Origin of the sequence: Methanocella arvoryzae MRE50, assembly GCF_000063445.1 — an archaeon.
GTDB lineage: Archaea > Halobacteriota > Methanocellia > Methanocellales > Methanocellaceae > Methanocella_A > Methanocella_A arvoryzae.
This window is the reverse complement of record NC_009464.1, coordinates 1,683,253-1,699,196: the sequence shown is the minus strand read 5'-3', so window position 1 is coordinate 1,699,196 and position 15,944 is coordinate 1,683,253. Positions and strand designations below refer to the sequence as shown.

Below are 15,944 nucleotides of genomic sequence, written 5' to 3'. Positions count from 1 at the left end.
ATTCCGGAGACGCCGTACGAGATGTTGGTCAGAAACGTGTTCGAGAGTGATTTCCTCGGTATTGTGGAGAAGTCAAAGGAATGGGGAGACCTGGTCATCGAGAGGGAGACGATCTACCACGTCATGTGCGTGCACTTCCGCGGCACCTGCTTTGTTGCTGAGGACAGGGGTGAGCTGATCGGCTACCTGCTGGGCTTCAGATCCCAGGCCTTGCCAGACCAGGCGTACATGCACCTGCTGCAGGTCGCCCCCTCATACCGGGGGCTGGGCGTGGGCCAGAGGCTTTTCAGCCAGTTTCAGCAGGCGGCCATTGCCATGGGCTGCAAGAAGATCACTGCAGTATCGAGGCCTCAGAACAAGACGGGCATGGCGTTTTACAAACGCATGGGCCTCCGGCAGGAAACAGCGGCCAACATGATCGAAGTTGAGGGGGTCCAGGCAATAAAAGACTACAACGGCCCCGGCAAGCACATGGTCCTGTGGAGCAAAGAAATATAAGGTATCATTTATCTAACCTTTTCTAGATATGCCGGAGCGGACATGCCGGCGTGTTCTTTGCGTCTCGCAGGTGTGGGATTATGGGTCGCTCTAAGAGGGCCGGGAAAGATAAGTCTGATAAAGCTGCATTATCAGAAGCCGAGAGCATAGAATCTTCTGTCCGTCTGGCGGAGCGGATAGCCCGGGAGGCCGGTATCGATGCTGCGGGGTGGCCGACGAAAAGAGCGCTTTTAGAAAACGCCCGCGCTGCAGATGCGCAGGAAATCCCGGGGGCGATGCCTGCAGTCCCGGAGCCGGCCGCCGATGATCTCGCTGCGGAGGTGGCGAGCATTGAATTCTCTGTCCGTCTGGCGGAGCGGATCGCCCGGGAGGCGGTCTTCGAGGGCCGGCCGCTGAAAGAGCCTTTTTTAGGTATGCCGGAGGCCCCTGAAAACCCTGTCTGGCCGAGGCTGAAAGGCAGGACCGCCGGGGAGATGCGGAGGGAAGCCAAGTACCAGATGTACTATGTCTACGAGCACTATCCCGAAGAACTGAAGAGCCTCGCGTTGCAGGTCATCGCCCGGGGCTGCCCCGAGCTGGACGAGAAAGGCGCGAAGAATTTCGTGAATAAGGTGTGGGCGAACAAGGCGCTGCAGGAAAATCTCCAGGGGGCCTTGAACGCCACTTACTACCGGGAGCTGTTCGAAGCAGAAGAGGAGCAGCGCAACCTGCACCGGACGGTCCCGGAGATATACCTCGACGGTGACAACCCCCGGTTCATTTTCAGCCGGCTGAGGACTTTCCTCTTCAAGAACCTGGAACTGCCTAACAGGATCTACCTTGTCAGGAGCAGAAAAGGCTACAACAAGCCTCTGCCGAAGCAGCTGTACGAGCTCTTCGAGGCGGAGAAATCCCGGGCCGCGAGGCGGATGAGGAACAGGCAGCGGTTCTATAGATAAAGACTTTTTGTGGATTGTAAGCGGCAGATCATACAGGTAATATGTTACCTGATGGAAATCCTTATATACCAATACGTAATATATTACCAGTGCAGGTAATATGTTACCTGTAGAGGATTTAACATGGACAGCAAACTCATACTCATCGCTACGGCCCTCATCGCCGTGCTCGCCATCATCGCGGCCGGCTCGGGGCTGCTTCTGCCGGACACGTACAAGAACGACACTATCTCGGGCGCAGCCCAGCAGCAGGGCAACGACTTAGTCGTGCTGGTGCTCTGCGTGCCGCTACTGCTCGTATCGGGCTTCTACGCCGCAAAGCAGTCGCTGCGCGGCCGGCTCATCTGGACGGGCACGGTGTTCTTCTTCCTGTACACCTACGCATCCCAGTCCTTCCTGACCGCCTATAACAACATGTTCCTGGTCTACGTGGCGGCGTTCTCAGTCTCGCTGTACACGTTCGCCTGCAGCGTGCTCACCCTGGACGTCGGCAAGGTCAGGCAATGCCTCCCGCATGCGCCTGTGAGGGTCACTGCGGCGTTTATGTTCTTCCTGTGTTTCGTCCTGCTGCTGATGTGGGTGGGCGGCATCATTTTCCCGTCGCTCCTGGCCGGGGAGAGGCCTCCCGTGCTGGAGACGTACACGACTCTGGTCATCCAGGCGCTGGACCTCGGCATCATCGTGCCGCTGGCGGCCATCACCGGGTACCTGCTGCTGAAGCGGGAAGCGTGGGGCTATGCTCTGGCATCGGTGGTCCTGATCAAGGGCTTCACCCTGGGCACGGGCATCCTCTCCATGGTCGTGTTCATGGCGATGAGCGGCGTAGAGATCGTCATCCCCCAGGTCGTCATCTTCGTCCTGCTTACGGCGTGCTGCCTCGGGCTGGCAGCAGCCTTCTACGGCAGGATGAAGCCCGCTGTGGCAGACCGCGCCATCTACAGATCCAGCGCATAGGCAGGAGGCAGGCAAATGGCTCACGTGCTCTACTACTCCATGACTGGCAACACGAAGAAGATCGCGGCAGCGATTGCCGAAGAGCTCGGCGCCGGGGCCGTGAGCGTAAAGGCTCTGGCCCGGGTTCCCGAAGAAGGCCTGCTGTTCATGGGCACGGGCAGCTATGGCGATAAGCCGGGCGAGGAGATGATGAAGTTCATCGAGAACAACACTTTCACCGGCAGAAAGATCGCCCTGTTCGGCACCTCCGGGAGCGGGCAGGGGAAAGAGGTACAGGTGATGGCGGAGGCTTTAAAGCGGAAAGGAGCCATAATCATAGGTAGCTACTATTGCAAGGGCAAGGCTTTCGTCGTGGTCAACATCGGCCGCCCCTGCAAGGATGATATAACAGCCGTCAGGCTGTTCGCGCGGGAGATGGCAAAGCTTGGCTGATGCCTCAGATGTAAAGGACGCTTTCGCCTCCAGCCGCCTCGGCATGGCGAGGTTCACCCTGATCATGGTGTTCCTCATCGAGCAGCGGTGGAGATACTACATAGAAAAGGAGCTGGAGCCGGACGGTATCACAGCAAAGCAGTGGCTCATGCTCATCGTCATAGGCGCCGGGTTCAGGCATGCTCCGTCAATCCAGGAGGTGGCGGACGCGATGAGCACCACCCACCAGAACGTCAAGCAGGTAGCCGCCGCCATGGAGCGGCGGGGCTTCATGACGCTGGAGCGGGACCCCGAGAACAGGCGGATCATCCGGCTCAAGGTGACCCAGAAGTGCCACGATCTTTTCCGGAACCGCGACGAGCACGACAAGCAGGCGATGCTGAGGATGTTCGAGGGCCTCGACGACGAGGAGATGAAGGCGCTGTTCAACATCGTGGCGAAGCTGGAGGCCCGTGCAAGCCGGCTGTACCAGGACGCGAAGGCGGCCAGGCTTAACGGCGGGAAAGAGGCAGGTTCAGAATAGGGCCGGTCGTCCGGGCTTCTTATTTTTTGTCCGCCAGCGCTTTTGCCAGCCTCGCGTTACTGTAGCTCTGCCGGGCTATCATCCGGGCGAACTTAGTATAGAAGCCCATGGTTTTCAGGACTTTTTCCCTGTCGACGCGCGGAACCCGGTCCAGTGCTGCCATGTACTCCTGTTTATCGAACCCGTACTTGTCCGCCTGTCTCTCGAAAAAGGCGCGGTCGATCTCCTCATCCTCGTAGAAGAACTGCCCGGAGTACAGGTTGGCAATATGCTTGCCGCACACGATGATCGGCGTCCTGATGTCCCATATGCCGTTCTTACACCTGTATACCTCGTATTCCCCGTCTGCCAGCTGCTTTCCCGACAGGTAAAGGTCGCTCTCCACGCAGTTTTTGCAGGTGCCCGGGTGGGACCGGTGGAACTTCGAGCAGATGTCCTGCCAGCCTTTTCCGGCCAGGACTTTGCCGTCCAGGCCGAGGATCCAGATCCCTATGCCTGTGACGTCATACAGCGAGTCTATGCTTTCCTGCAGCGCCGGCAAATCGAGGACTTCCTCCAGCGTCTTCTCGCATATGTCCCCGCCCGGCGCCAGCAGGGCGTCCAGCCGCAGCTTCAGGTACTCTTCCCGGTCCAGCAGCGCCTTTTCCATCATCACCCGCTCGGTGATGTCGTGTATCATGCCCACCGACCTGACTATCTGGCCTGAGGCGTCCCTGTAATGCTCGCACTTCTCGTGGACGAACCTGATCTCGCCGGTGGGCTTCCTTACCACCCGGTGGACGATCTCATATGTGTCCCTGCCCTCCCGGACCGAAGTGGTAAATGCTGTGTCAACGGCCTCCCTGTCGTCGGGGTGCACCATGTCTAGGAAAGCCTGGTAAGTGGCGGTGAACTGCTGCGGCTGCAGGCCGAAGATCCGGTACACCTCGTCGGACCAGGTCAGAGAGCCGCTCCTGATGTCCAGCTCCCAGCTGCCGAGATGGGCTATCTCCTGGGCTTTCTGCAGCCTTGTCTCATTTTCCCGGAGCGCCTCTTCTGTAAGCTTGCGCTCTGTAATATCGTAGTACGTGCAGATCAGCCTTTCCACGCGACCGTCCGGGGCCTTCAGCGGCTCGGCGTTGACCAGCGACCAGGTGATCCTGCCGTCTGTCAGGCGGCGGAAGCCTACCAGCATGTTCTTGATCGGGCAGCCAGTCCTGAAGGCTTTGATCGACGGCCGCTCGTCGGGTGGCAGTATCCGTCCATCGCTGTCGAACGATTCTATGGCGCTCCACTCCATGCCCCTGATGTTCAGGCTCTGCATATCCTCGTCCTTAAAGCCGAAGATCTGGAGAAAAGCCGGGTTGTAGACCAGAATCCTGCCGTCGGCATCCGCCAGCATGACGCCCGACCTGAGGTTCTGGAGGAGGGACCTGAACCGCTGATCGCTCTCCTTCAGCCGGGCCATGATGGTTTCCCTCTCCTTCTCCGCCCGCTTCTGCCCGGTCACATCCTCCATGATCACCGTGGCCCCGGGCTGCCCGTCGTCGAACACCACTGGCAGGAGCTTCACGTCGAAGTACTGCTCCTTCGACCTCTTCTTGTAGACCGCTTCGATCCTGGATTCCTTACCCAGAATAGCGTCGGCGATGCGAGGTATGATGGAAGGCTGGAACTCGAGAGGGAAGTACTCGGAGCCAATAACCTTATTTAAGATGTCCTCCCTCGCCGCGCCCATCTTCGCCAGAAACGCGTCGTTTGCGTTGATGATCTTCAGATCCCTGTCCAGCAGCAGGATCATGTCAGACGTTATGCTGAGCATGGCAGAGAGCGGCAGCCGCTGGGACAAATAGTACACCTTTGCCGGGCCAAAGGTCCTCATCTCCACCTGCCCCGAGATCACCAGCATCTCGAGGTACTTGGTCACCGACTGCCGGTGCATGTCGATCGCCGCGGCGATCTCAATCACGTTCATGCCCCTCGGATTTTTCTTCAGGACCTCCCGGATCCGGGCGAACTCTTCCCTGTCGGTTGCCATATCATCGTTACTTTTCGCGTGATTGACGATATACTCTTCGGTGTAAAGTAACGTACACAAGTTTTGTTGATAACTTATGTCGAACAAAGAGCGTAACTTATTTATACTATAGTTTAATAAGCACTTATTAAGCGCTGTCGAATAAAGTCGAAAAGTAGGCCGGGGTAATTCTTGGATCGTGCACACGGTCCGGAAGCTTATCACCTGCCTTATAGCTCAACCGAAAGGAGGTAATCAGACCATGTTTGACAAAATACCGCTGAAGGAATCGTATAATAGAAGTCAGGAAGCGATTCTCGAGTATCTTAAAAACGGCCTCAAGGCCGGCAAGTGCTACTTCAAGTCCAAGTACATCGCCCGGGATCTGGGCATGACCTCCAAGGAAGTGGGCACCAACATGAAGATGCTTTCCGACGACTGCGCTGACCTGCGGATCGAAAAGTGGAGCTACTCCAAGAGCACCACATGGCGGGTCGAGTCCAGGCCTGAAAAGCCTGCGTACTGCAATGCGCAGGCAAACGTACAGGCTTGATCAGGGCCGGCTTAGCCTGGCCCATAAATTATCCTCCCGAAGCAATCCCGGCCTATAACGGCTTGCTGAGAAACAAGCTCTATTCAATCCAGCCTCCTATGCCTCAGGCTGCCTGCCTTCCACTCGCAGGCAGCCAGCGGCAGGCAACAGCTGCTTTTTACTATATTGTCCGCCAGGAAAGATTTTTAGCGTTCGGCGGAGATTGCTTATCCCATGGCGAAAAACAGCCCGATCAGAGAAGTGGCGGCCAGAATTGTGGACGATACCATAGGCTCGCTGGCATACTGCGTATCCCGGCTGTCCGCGCTCTTCATCGGCGGCCTGTTCGTGATCCTGTGCTACGCTGCGGCCGGCATCCCGCTGCTGCTCGGCTACATGCACCAGTGCCTCACCTCAGTGATGGCAGGAAACGAGCGCCTTCCTGAACTCCGGGGAATCCGGGCGATGTTCGGCAACGGCCTCCGCATCACCGCCCTCGGAGTCGTCTACGGCGTGCTCATCATACTACCATTTGCAGCCCTGCTCCTCGTCGAAATCTTCACCCTCCCCGGGATGGCGATCACCCGTCCTGCAGGAGGCGATGACTTCCTGGGCTACAACATTCGCTACGCCGGCTTCTCCGCGACGGCGGTGATCATCACTATTACTATAATGGCGATGACCTTCACCTTCATGACGCTCTTCAGCAACGCGTGGCTCCGGTACGCTATTTACGGAAGCCTCCGGTCCGCCCTGAACCCCGTGAAAACGCTGAAGTGGACGATAGCGAACCCGGAGCTGCTGCTGAGCAAGATGTTCTCCTTCGGCATCATCGGCTTCATCTTCGCCGTGCCCGGGCTGCTGATCGCCGCGATGCCGGGCATCGACCGGACCTACTCGCTGCCCTTCATACTATTTACGGCCATATCGCCCTGGCTCTTCTTCGCGGGGCTGGCCTCGAACACCTTCCTCCGGGGCAGGCAGCTCCGCTACCTGCTGAAAAATGGGAAGCTTAAGAAAGTCCAGTAACTCTGTCGCCCGGCTGCTCACTTTTCTCTGCCGTCATAAGACGGCTCTCGTTGCCCGTACCTTCCCTCAGCTCTTCATCTGCCTGCTTCCTTGCAGCCGGCATGCTATGCGGCATCTCGACGGCCCAGGTCTTGATCTCGGGCAAAAAGCGGCAGAGCGTCAGGAGCCTGTCACCTGAATAATATTAAGATCTAGATCAGGTACCAGTCTGTATCGTTGACCGACTGCTCGGTGACGCCCACCGTGCGCCGGGGCGCCTTTTTCAGGTCACATAAAACATCGCTCAGGTCCTGCAGGTACGGCCTTCTCGATAATGACCCGTACTTGAAAGACTTCTCCGGCTGCACATTCTTCTCCAGTGTCTCGTCCTTCGGGGCGATCGTGACTGGAACATCGGTCAGCGTCAGCGCCTTCTGTATGGCCTTGCGGAAGTCTCCCAGGCAGTAGGCGACCCGGTGCTTGTAGTTGTGCCTCGTCTTCTCTAAATAAGCGGCCAGCTTCCTGCTCTCGTTCCTGACGAACTCGTCCTTCACGGAAGCAACGTCGCACCGGCCCAGCATGAACTCGTAGTTCATGAACGGGTACTCGGTATCTAGTTCCCTCGGGGTGACGCCGCATGTCCCGAACACGACGATGTGGGTCTCCTCGGGCTTTAAGACAGAGAAGATGATCCGGTCGTACATCTGGTGCGAGGGACTTAAATGGTACGGCTTGGCCTTGGCACAGGGCACGAACACGCAGTACTCCTTTTCGGGCGCCTGGTACTCGCGGAGGATCCATTCGTTGGCCCGGATCATGTCGGGGTGGCTTAATACGCGCTCGCCTTTCATTGGCTCTTTGCTGCGCTCGTGCTCGGGGATGATCATACTATCAAGACAGGCATACCTGCTTCATGAGTAAAACATTTTTCGCCCTGCCGGGGCCGATCAACAACGTAAAATATTACGAGTGGCAATATAACTGATCTTACAGTGCTGCATATGAGCAGGCGACGGCACGGTGCGTTGCCGCCTGCTACGGGGGCATACGCTATGGTCGATCAAGTAATCAATAAGGGCCTGGCTAAAGAGGCCGACGATCTCGCAGAGTGTAGAGCCCGGCTGGAGGAGACTGAAAAGAGGCACAGGGCGATCGAGACCGCTCTCAGGGCAGCCCTGTCCAGGTTCGAGGCGATCTTCGAGAATACTCCCATGGTAGCCATCCCGGGGTTCGACCCCGACGGCACTATCAGGCACTGGAACAGAGCTTGTACTGAGCTCTACGGGTACAGCCGGAGCGAAGCCCTGGGCCGGAAGATGCAGGACCTGCTCTTCAACGGGGAAGACGCCGGGAAGTTCGAAGAGCTTGTCGCCCGCATCGTGGAAACGGGCGCCGCAGCGCCAGAGCAGGAATGGAGGCTCAAGGTCCGGGACGGCACGTTCAAATGGGTGTATTCCAGCATGTTCCCGATAGTCGAGGACGGGCGGGTGGTCGAAATTTTCTGCACCGGCGTCGACATCACCTCGCTCAGACAAACCCTGGAAGAGCTCAGAAGCGTCAGGGACAGGCTGGAGAAGCGAGTGGAGGAGCGGAGCTCGGAACTGAGGGAAACCAACCGGTCGCTGGCCGGCGAGATCGCCCGGCGGAAGCAGAGCGAGGAGGCACTGAAGGACAGCCAGCGTTTCCAGTCCACCCTGATCGGAAACCTGCCCGGAATGGTCTACCGGTGCCTCAACGATCGCGACTGGACTATGGAGTTTGTCAGCGAAGGCTGCCTTGAGCTCACAGGATACCGCCCTGATGATCTCCTGGGCAACCACAGGATTTCCTACAACGACCTGATAGTTCCGGAGGACCGGCTTTACGTATGGCAGGAGGTACAGAAGGGGCTCCAAGAGCACCGGGTGTTCCGCATGACGTACAGGATTACCACCGCTTCCGGCACCGAGAAGTGGGTGTACGAGCAGGGGCGGGGAATCTCCCGCTCCGGCGCCACGTACGCCGAGATGGAGGGCTTCATCACCGACATCACGGAGAGGAAAATGGCGGAGATCGCTCTCCAGGAGGCGAAAGCCCAGGCCGAGCTATACCTGGACCTGATCTGCCACGACATCAACAACATGAACCAGGCGGGCGTCGGGTACCTGGAGTTCGCGATGGAGGCGCCGGAGATCAGCGCCGAAACCCGGAGGCTGATCGCCTGCACCCTTCAGGCGCTGCGAGACAGCTCCAGGCTGATCTCCAACGTCTCCAAGCTGCAGCGTATCCGGTCGGGCGAGATGGCGAAAGAGACCATCGACGTGAGCGCAGTGCTCTCAGAGACCGTCCCCATCTTCTCCGGCATCCCGGGCAGGAACATCCGGGTCAACTATACCCCTGTCTCGGGGTGCTACGTGGTCGCGAACGAGCTGATTAAGGACGTGTTCTCGAACATCCTCGGCAACGCGGTAAAGCACTCTACCGGCGACCTGGAAATCGGGGTGAGCCTCGACACCATCTACCTGCAGGGCAGGAAGTACTGCCGCATCAGCATCGAAGATAACGGCCCGGGGATCGACGACGAGACTAAAGCACGCCTGTTCACCCGGTTCCACCGGGGTGACACCAAAGCCAGCGGAAAAGGCCTCGGACTGTACCTGGTCCGGACGCTGGTGGAAGCCTTTCACGGCATGGTATGGGCGGAAGACCGGGTGCCGGGCGATCACAGCAAGGGCTGCAGGTTCGTGGTCATACTGCCCTTCGGAAATAATGTAAAATAATGGCGCTGTCGGACAGCTGCCAGAAAAAATGGTTGAGGCTGGCTTAAATTAAAGCCAGGCCTTCCAGCTCGCGGACGATCCTGTCCACGGCCTCTTCGGCGTCCTTCGGCTTCTTGCCGCCGGTGACGACCAGCTTGCCGCTGCCGAACAGCAGGACTACTACTTTAGGCTGGTCAATCCTGTACACCAGGCCCGGGAACTGCTCGGGCTCGTACTCGATGTTCTCTAAACCGAGGCCGATGGCGATCGCGTTCAGGTTGAGCACAGAGCCCAGGTCAGCCGAGGCGACGATGTTCTGTACGGTGATCTCCGGGTTGTCGGCGACCTTGATGCCGACGCTGTCCATCTTCTTGAAGACCTTCTTGAGGCCGCGGTCCACGTCCTCGATGCTCTTGGCACCGGTGCAGACAATCTTGCCGCTGCGGAAGATGAGGGCGGCGGTCTTGGGGTCCTTGGTCCTGTAGACCAGGCCGGGGAACTGCTCCGGGTCGTAGTCGGCGCCATCGAGGGCCAGCGTTACGGACTTCAGGTCGATCTCCTGGCCGATAGCGGTGGACGCTACGACGTTCTCGATAGTAATCGTCTTCTTGGCTTCGTCAGCTTTGCTCATTGTAAGGCCTCTTTCTTTAAGCTCATTTATGATGAGTATTTATACTCTTTATAACGAGTATTTATACTATATAAGATATTCGTATTACCGGCCATCTAGTAAGCGGCGAAATTCTGCCGCCGGTAAAAAGCCAATAATCGTTATCGCGCTATTTAAATATGTATTAAAGTCACATGGAGTATATATACTTTATATACTACCAGCCTGCGAGTATGAAAAAGTCATAATCTCTTTTAGACGCTGATCGGTCCGCCCGCTATCACGCCACCATCATCCCCGACCACGAAGTACCTGACGTGGGACAGCGTGGCCTCTCTGCCGCCGTAGGTGAAGGCGACTATCCAGGCCGGCCTGCCCTCATAGGTGGCCCGCACGGCCAGGCAGGGCAGCATATCGGGGTCGTCCAGCAGCCCCGTGGCGTTGATCGCGGTCTCCAGCGATCCGGGGTCGAGCTTCTGCGCCCAGGCCTTGAAGAGCATCTCGCTGACTATGTCCTTCCGAAGCTGCTCGCTGTACGGCGCGGGCGGGTAGGCGGTGGTCAAAGCGCCCGCCTGGGGCGGGGAGATGAACCTCTCCTCCACGCTCTCCCGGGTGAAGTCCTGCTGAGATCGCTCTACTGAGGGCGTATCGGGCGATATGTTAAAGCCGGTCGTATACCTGTCGGCTATCACCACCCGGTACTCCCCGAAGGGCGCCCGGGTGCCGTCGTCCAGCATCTGGTTCCACTGCCACTCCCTGAAAGTGCCGTTCTCCATGGGCACAATCACCTGCGCGGCCACAGGGGTGAACACGGTAACCCACCTGTCACCCTCCCTCTTCTGGATCTCGTAGGGCGCGGCGTTCATCAGCTCCATGCTCCCCCCGGCGTCGTTGGCCAGGCCGAACCATACCGTCTCGTTCGTGTTGTACGCGCCGTAGGGCGTATAAGCATATACCGGAGGCTTATCTGCCATTGTGTACCGGGTCAGGTTGCCGCCCTCCTCGAGGTAGATTAGATCGGGCACCCTCGACGTTCCCGGGTCCGCAGCGGCTACGTACACGCGCTTGCCCTCGTAAGACTCGCCTGTGTAATAAAGGTCCGCAAGGCTATATTGCGCCCCTCCCGCGGGCGTATAGTTAAGTCCAAGGTATTCTGCCTGCCTGTCCTGTCCTGCCTGTCCTGTCATGTTATCCGACTGTCCTCTGGCGATGAAGTCGAGCCAGTTGCTGCTCAGCCTTCCCGGCCCGGCATCCTTAGTGGCGTCCTTCAGGTAGTCGATGCTGATCAGCCCGCTCCTGGGGCTGATCTCCGGCATAGCCTCCCGATCAATCTTTCCGGGCCAGCCCCCGGAATGCGTAGCGAAGTTGAAGCTCGCCAGCATACCGGAAAGCAGTGCTGCCAGAGCGATGGTGGTAACGATTGCGATAGCGACTTTATACCTCATAGGAACGCCATTGAATCCAACTACCGCCATATTTATATTACTATCATAAAATAAAACTGATTTCTCGTGCCTCACGGCGAGCGCATACGACGGAAATCTCGCTGCGCTTACGTCACCCTGCGAGCGCCGGAAACGCGTTGAGCAGGCCTGATATCATCATCTCTGTAGCGATGGCGGCGAGGATGATGCCCATCACCTTGGTGAGGACTCTGGTGCCGTCCCGGTGGAGGATGGCGTAGAGCAGGTCGCTGTTCACCATCACGATCCACGAGCCCAGCATGGCGATCAGCACGGCAGAGAGGACGAGCGCCTGATCCATCAATCCGGCCGCCCTGTTCATGAAGACGACGGTAGCCGCCATCACTCCCGGCCCCACGATGAGGGGCGTCGCCATGGGGGTTATAGCTATAGAGTCGGCTTCTTCATCCTCATGGGTGGTGTTTTCTGTACTCTCCGTCCTCTTCGCGTGCAGGCCTGTGCTCATCAGCATGTCCAGGGCTATGAGCAGCAACAGCATACCGCCCGCGATGCTCAGCGCGTTCAGCGAGATTCCCAGCAGGTTCATAGCGGGCTGCCCGACGACGGCGAAAATGAAGATGATCACAGTGGCCGCAATGGACGCTTTCGTGATCACCCGCCGGCGCTGGGGGCGGTTCATGCCCCCGGTCAGCGAGAGAAATATGGGTATGTTGCCGAACGGGTCGGACATGACAAAAATGGAAATGGCTGCGCTGACGAACAGTTCAAAATTCACATGACCCCCTCTCGCTCATAAGGTGGAGCCAGAATGATGATAACTGTATTCACAAAGGGCGGCGGGATATCGCCGGTGCCGCCACATACCGCAGGCACGAGCATGGGGCAGAGGACATGGCAACAGCTATTTGACCCCGTTGTGATAATCATCAATTGTTAACTAGCCGCATTATAACCAGCAATTATAAATAGTGCAGGTTGTTATTACATAATGTAGCATGTAACGTATCACATTACGTATTGCGCGTATCAGGTGGAAGCATGGTACTCAGGACCATAGAAGAAATCAACCAGAAGATCAGGGAGGGCTCTGTCAACGTAGTGACGGCAGAGGAGATGACCTCCCTGGTACAGGAACTGGGCGTCACGGAAGCGGCGCGCCAGGTGGACGTGGTAACGACAGGCACGTTCGGAGCTATGTGTTCCACCGGCGTATTCCTCAACTTCGGGCACTCCGACCCGCCCATCAAAATGCAGCGCGTCTACATGAACGACGTGGAAGCCTACACCGGCGTAGCCGCAGTGGACGCATACCTGGGCGCAACCCAGCTATCAGAATCACGGGGCATGGAGTACGGCGGGTCCCACGTCATCGAGGACCTGGTCGCAGGCAAGGAAATCACTCTCAAAGCAACTGCCTATGGCACCGACTGCTATCCGCGGAAACAGATCGAGACGAGGCTCACGCTGGACGACCTCAACCAGGCCATCATGGTCAACCCCAGAAACGGCTACCAGAAGTACAATGCCGCGACCAACGGCTCCCCGAAGACCATCTACACTTACATGGGCACTCTGCTGCCTAACAACGGCAACGTCACCTACTCCGGCGCGGGCGTGCTGTCGCCACTGTCCAACGACCCGGAATACCGGACGATAGGCCCGGGCACCCGGATCTTCCTGGGCGGCGCCCCGGGCTACATCGTCTCGGAGGGCACCCAGCACAGCTCCGCCAGCGGCTTCGGCACGCTCATGGTGACCGGCGACCTTAAGAAGATGAGCCGGGACTACCTGAGGGCAGCATCCTTCTACCGGTACGGCACCACCATGTTCCTAGGCATGGGCATACCCATCCCCATTCTGGACGAGGACATGGCCCGGTTCACCGCCGTATCCGACGCGGACATCACCACCACGATCTACGACTACTCGGTGCCCCGCAGAAGCAGGCCGGCCTTCCGGGACGTGACCTACGAGCAGCTGAAGAGCGGCTCCGTGGAAATCAACGGCAAAGACGTGAAGACCTCCTCGCTGTCCAGCTTCTACAACGCCCGCAAAGTGGCCTTCGAGCTCAAAGCGTGGATCAAGGAAGGCAAATTCTTCCTCAACGGCCCCGCAGAAACCCTGAGCCGTACCTCCTCAGCCCGCCCGATGAAGGAGACCGTGGCCCTGCCGCTGGTGAAGGACATCATGGTTAAAAAGGTGGCGACCACCAGAGCGGGCGTCAGCGTTGACGACGCCGCCCGGACCATCATCAAGGACCGGTTCAACCACCTGCCCGTTGTGGACGATGAGAAACGCCTCATCGGCATCATCACCGCCTGGGACGTCTCCAAAGCCGTCGCCCTCTCGAAGAGGGACAGCCTGGACATGGTGATGACGAAGAACGTGGTCACAGTAGGGCCCGACGACCCCGTCGATCTGGCTGTCCGGCTGCTGGAAAAGCACAACATCTCCGCCCTGCCCGTCATCGACCACGACCGCAAGGTGCTGGGCATCGTCACCGCAGAATGCCTGAGCAAACTGCTCGCAAGGGGGCCTGTACAGTGAAACTACGACTGAAGTTCAACCCGGAGATCATCCGCCAGCCCATCATAGCCGAAACCATCCTCGAAACCGGCGCCAGAATCGACATCGAGCTGGCCCGGGTAGACGGGACCAGCGGCGAGATCGTCATCAGCGTCCCCGAGGAAAGCTGCCGCTCCATCGTCAGCGTGCTGCGGAAGAAAAAGGTAGACGTGACCAAACTCGGCGAAGCGATCGTGAAAGACGACAACCAGTGCGTCCACTGCGGCGCCTGCGTCTCCGTCTGCCCCGTCGACGCCATCTCGTACGAGCACGACTGGCAGGTCACCATCGACAAGGCCGCCTGTGTCCAGTGCGGCACCTGCACCCACGCCTGCCCGACCAGCGCCATCAGACTGACGGATAAACAATAAAAAGTTCCGGGGGTGCAAACCCCCTCTGTTTTTATGAGGAAGACGGCGAAGTACCAGATCCGGGAAACGATCATTACAGTGATAGCGGACGAGCCCTACCACCCGGTCTGCCTGGATACAATTTACCGGGTCCGGGGTGAACTGGAGGCCTTCATCGCCCGGGACCCGTATTTCCAGAGCACGCTGGAGCCCTACGAGTGCCCGGCAGATGCTCCGGACGTAGTGCGCCGGATGTGCGCGGCGACTGCAAAAGCCGGGGTCGGCCCGATGGCGGCGGTTGCCGGTACCATCGGGTGCATGGCTGTGGAGGCGATGGCAGCGGCCGGAGCGAAATACGCGTTAGTGGACAACGGCGGTGACATCGCTCTTGTCAACGACGAGCCCGTGGTCGTCGGCATCTATGCCGGGGAATCGCCCATCAAAGGCCTGGGCCTCGAAATACCGCCCCGGGACACTATCCTCGGAGTATGCACCTCCTCCGCGACAGTCGGCCCCTCCATCAGCTTCGGTAACTCCGACGCTGCGCTTGTCATCTCGGACGACGTTTCCCTGGCGGACGCAGCCGCCACCGCCCTCGGCAACCGCATCGTCGACGTGGCATCGCTGGCCACGGCCTTCGACTTCTTAAAAGAAATACCAGAGGTCACCGGCGCCGTCGGCATCATCGGCGACAAGATGGCCACCTATGGCAGGCTGCCCAAAATCGTGCGGGCCCACGTAGATTATGAGAAGATTACTAAAGGCGACTGAAGCTCATGCATGCGATATATCGGCGACATGCCGCCTCGTATTTAATTCGCAAAGAGTCGGGTGATGATCGGAGTCTTGATCAGGCATAAGTGATGAATAACTGGCAGTTCCTAGTTTCTGCGCTTGTAAAGCCGCCAAGCTCGCCAAGAGGCCAAGCACGCCAAGCTATAATTTTAGTGATTGGTGTGGTTCAGATCGAAAAAGCCCTTAGCATGCTTGGCCTCTTGGCGTTCCGTGAAAAATAGCTCTTGGCGAGCTTGGCTCCTTGGCGCTCTTGGCGGTATTTTCGACTCACCCGGGCCAACTTCTAATTTTTCGTAGCCTCTACCTGAATATTCCATTTTTCATAAGGCGAGTGCTTGGCGGCCTTGCAACCCTCGCCGAAACAACAAGTTTCATAGGGCGCCAGGGCGCCAGGGCGCCAGGGCTCCAGGACGCAAAGACATTTCGGAAAACTATTGCGCCCTTGCGCTTTTCAGGCTGTCTCATAATTCATTGCGGTTGCCTGTTAAGATAATATGCTACCCAAATGTAGAATTGTATTATTTCAGGATGCTCGCCTTTTGAACGCCTGCCAATGGCAGGCGTTCTCGAAGGCGATCCTC

General features: G+C 58.1%; 17 protein-coding genes. 11 read left to right on the top strand and 6 right to left on the bottom strand.

Going from position 1 to position 15,944, the window contains the following annotated elements:
- Positions 1 to 21: 21 nt before the first annotated feature.
- The 5 genes from RCI_RS08480 to RCI_RS08460 all read left to right on the top strand — a co-directional run bounded on the left by RCI_RS08480 (position 22) and on the right by RCI_RS08460 (position 3,345).
- Positions 22 to 498, top strand: coding sequence for a GNAT family N-acetyltransferase (locus tag RCI_RS08480; RefSeq protein WP_012036014.1), 477 nt, complete (start codon positions 22 to 24; stop codon positions 496 to 498).
- An 80-nt stretch (positions 499 to 578) separates the two neighbouring features.
- On the top strand, positions 579 to 1,436 hold the full coding sequence (locus RCI_RS08475; RefSeq protein WP_048198303.1) for a hypothetical protein: 858 nt from the start codon (positions 579 to 581) through the stop codon (positions 1,434 to 1,436).
- A gap of 123 nt (positions 1,437 to 1,559) precedes the next feature.
- On the top strand, positions 1,560 to 2,390 hold the full coding sequence (locus tag RCI_RS08470) for a hypothetical protein (RefSeq protein ID WP_012036012.1): 831 nt from the start codon (positions 1,560 to 1,562) through the stop codon (positions 2,388 to 2,390).
- Positions 2,391 to 2,405: 15 nt separating this feature from the next.
- Positions 2,406 to 2,822 (top strand): flavodoxin family protein, encoded by a 417-nt coding sequence (locus RCI_RS08465; RefSeq protein WP_012036011.1) that lies wholly within the window; start codon positions 2,406 to 2,408, stop codon positions 2,820 to 2,822.
- The gene (locus RCI_RS08460) at positions 2,815 to 3,345 is read left to right on the top strand and encodes a MarR family transcriptional regulator (protein WP_231844809.1); all 531 of its coding nucleotides are present in this window, start codon (positions 2,815 to 2,817) and stop codon (positions 3,343 to 3,345) included. The genes RCI_RS08465 and RCI_RS08460 overlap by 8 nt, the downstream gene beginning before the upstream one ends.
- Positions 3,346 to 3,364: 19 nt before the next feature.
- Here the strand turns inward: RCI_RS08460 and RCI_RS08455 are convergent, their stop codons facing one another.
- Entirely contained in the window at positions 3,365 to 5,362 is a 1,998-nt protein-coding gene (locus RCI_RS08455) for a PocR ligand-binding domain-containing protein (protein WP_048198301.1), read from the bottom strand.
- Between the two features lie 241 nt (positions 5,363 to 5,603).
- On the opposite strand from RCI_RS08455, the gene RCI_RS08450 reads away from it, so the two are divergent.
- Entirely contained in the window at positions 5,604 to 5,894 is a 291-nt protein-coding gene (locus RCI_RS08450) for a DUF7123 family protein (protein WP_012036008.1), read from the top strand.
- Between the two features lie 213 nt (positions 5,895 to 6,107).
- Positions 6,108 to 6,902, top strand: coding sequence for a DUF4013 domain-containing protein (locus RCI_RS08445; protein ID WP_012036007.1), 795 nt, complete (start codon positions 6,108 to 6,110; stop codon positions 6,900 to 6,902).
- Here RCI_RS08445 and RCI_RS17005 read toward each other — a convergent pair.
- Positions 6,886 to 7,047, bottom strand: coding sequence for a hypothetical protein (locus RCI_RS17005; RefSeq protein ID WP_158308894.1), 162 nt, complete (start codon positions 7,045 to 7,047; stop codon positions 6,886 to 6,888). The two genes, RCI_RS08445 and RCI_RS17005, sit on opposite strands and share 17 nt — an antisense overlap.
- Positions 7,048 to 7,093: 46 nt before the next feature.
- Complete coding sequence (locus RCI_RS08440; RefSeq protein ID WP_012036006.1) at positions 7,094 to 7,768, bottom strand: DUF5591 domain-containing protein; 675 nt, start codon at positions 7,766 to 7,768, stop codon at positions 7,094 to 7,096.
- Positions 7,769 to 7,933: 165 nt separating this feature from the next.
- Here RCI_RS08440 and RCI_RS15765 point away from each other — a divergent pair, with 165 nt between their 5' ends.
- The gene (locus tag RCI_RS15765; protein WP_052309936.1) at positions 7,934 to 9,640 is read left to right on the top strand and encodes a sensor histidine kinase; all 1,707 of its coding nucleotides are present in this window, start codon (positions 7,934 to 7,936) and stop codon (positions 9,638 to 9,640) included.
- A 43-nt stretch (positions 9,641 to 9,683) separates the two neighbouring features.
- Here RCI_RS15765 and RCI_RS08430 read toward each other — a convergent pair whose 3' ends face one another.
- The 3 genes from RCI_RS08430 to RCI_RS08420 all read right to left on the bottom strand — a co-directional run bounded on the left by RCI_RS08430 (position 9,684) and on the right by RCI_RS08420 (position 12,428).
- Positions 9,684 to 10,250 (bottom strand): TATA-box-binding protein, encoded by a 567-nt coding sequence (locus tag RCI_RS08430; RefSeq protein ID WP_012036004.1) that lies wholly within the window; start codon positions 10,248 to 10,250, stop codon positions 9,684 to 9,686.
- Between the two features lie 233 nt (positions 10,251 to 10,483).
- Positions 10,484 to 11,674, bottom strand: coding sequence for a hypothetical protein (locus RCI_RS08425; protein ID WP_048198299.1), 1,191 nt, complete (start codon positions 11,672 to 11,674; stop codon positions 10,484 to 10,486).
- Between the two features lie 112 nt (positions 11,675 to 11,786).
- Positions 11,787 to 12,428: a MarC family protein gene (locus RCI_RS08420; protein WP_012036002.1), complete on the bottom strand. Its 642-nt coding sequence runs from the start codon at positions 12,426 to 12,428 to the stop codon at positions 11,787 to 11,789.
- A gap of 263 nt (positions 12,429 to 12,691) precedes the next feature.
- Here RCI_RS08420 and RCI_RS08415 point away from each other — a divergent pair, with 263 nt between their 5' ends.
- Genes RCI_RS08415 through RCI_RS08405 form a run of 3 tightly spaced genes read left to right on the top strand, consistent with a single transcriptional unit; the run spans position 12,692 to position 15,339 of the window.
- The gene (locus RCI_RS08415) at positions 12,692 to 14,200 is read left to right on the top strand and encodes a homocysteine biosynthesis protein (RefSeq protein WP_012036001.1); all 1,509 of its coding nucleotides are present in this window, start codon (positions 12,692 to 12,694) and stop codon (positions 14,198 to 14,200) included.
- Positions 14,197 to 14,589 (top strand): 4Fe-4S binding protein, encoded by a 393-nt coding sequence (locus RCI_RS08410; protein WP_012036000.1) that lies wholly within the window; start codon positions 14,197 to 14,199, stop codon positions 14,587 to 14,589. The genes RCI_RS08415 and RCI_RS08410 overlap by 4 nt, the downstream gene beginning before the upstream one ends.
- A 33-nt stretch (positions 14,590 to 14,622) precedes the next feature.
- Complete coding sequence (locus RCI_RS08405) at positions 14,623 to 15,339, top strand: UPF0280 family protein (RefSeq protein ID WP_048198297.1); 717 nt, start codon at positions 14,623 to 14,625, stop codon at positions 15,337 to 15,339.
- The last annotated feature ends 605 nt before the right edge of the window (positions 15,340 to 15,944 follow it).

Bases quoted from the DNA above. Each gene is read 5' to 3' on its own strand.
- RCI_RS08425 (WP_048198299.1), bottom strand. From the start codon at position 11,674: ATGAGGTATAAAGTCGCTATCGCAATCGTTACCACCATCGCTCTGGCA.
- RCI_RS08445 (WP_012036007.1), top strand. From the start codon at position 6,108: ATGGCGAAAAACAGCCCGATCAGAGAAGTGGCGGCCAGAATTGTGGAC.
- RCI_RS08405 (WP_048198297.1), top strand. From the start codon at position 14,623: ATGAGGAAGACGGCGAAGTACCAGATCCGGGAAACGATCATTACAGTG.
- RCI_RS08430 (WP_012036004.1), bottom strand. From the start codon at position 10,250: ATGAGCAAAGCTGACGAAGCCAAGAAGACGATTACTATCGAGAACGTC.
- RCI_RS08465 (WP_012036011.1), top strand. From the start codon at position 2,406: ATGGCTCACGTGCTCTACTACTCCATGACTGGCAACACGAAGAAGATC.
- RCI_RS08440 (WP_012036006.1), bottom strand. From the start codon at position 7,768: ATGATCATCCCCGAGCACGAGCGCAGCAAAGAGCCAATGAAAGGCGAG.
- RCI_RS08480 (WP_012036014.1), top strand. From the start codon at position 22: ATGTTGGTCAGAAACGTGTTCGAGAGTGATTTCCTCGGTATTGTGGAG.
- RCI_RS08455 (WP_048198301.1), bottom strand. From the start codon at position 5,362: ATGGCAACCGACAGGGAAGAGTTCGCCCGGATCCGGGAGGTCCTGAAG.
- RCI_RS15765 (WP_052309936.1), top strand. From the start codon at position 7,934: ATGGTCGATCAAGTAATCAATAAGGGCCTGGCTAAAGAGGCCGACGAT.
- RCI_RS08415 (WP_012036001.1), top strand. From the start codon at position 12,692: ATGGTACTCAGGACCATAGAAGAAATCAACCAGAAGATCAGGGAGGGC.
- RCI_RS08450 (WP_012036008.1), top strand. From the start codon at position 5,604: ATGTTTGACAAAATACCGCTGAAGGAATCGTATAATAGAAGTCAGGAA.
- RCI_RS08475 (WP_048198303.1), top strand. From the start codon at position 579: ATGGGTCGCTCTAAGAGGGCCGGGAAAGATAAGTCTGATAAAGCTGCA.
- RCI_RS08470 (WP_012036012.1), top strand. From the start codon at position 1,560: ATGGACAGCAAACTCATACTCATCGCTACGGCCCTCATCGCCGTGCTC.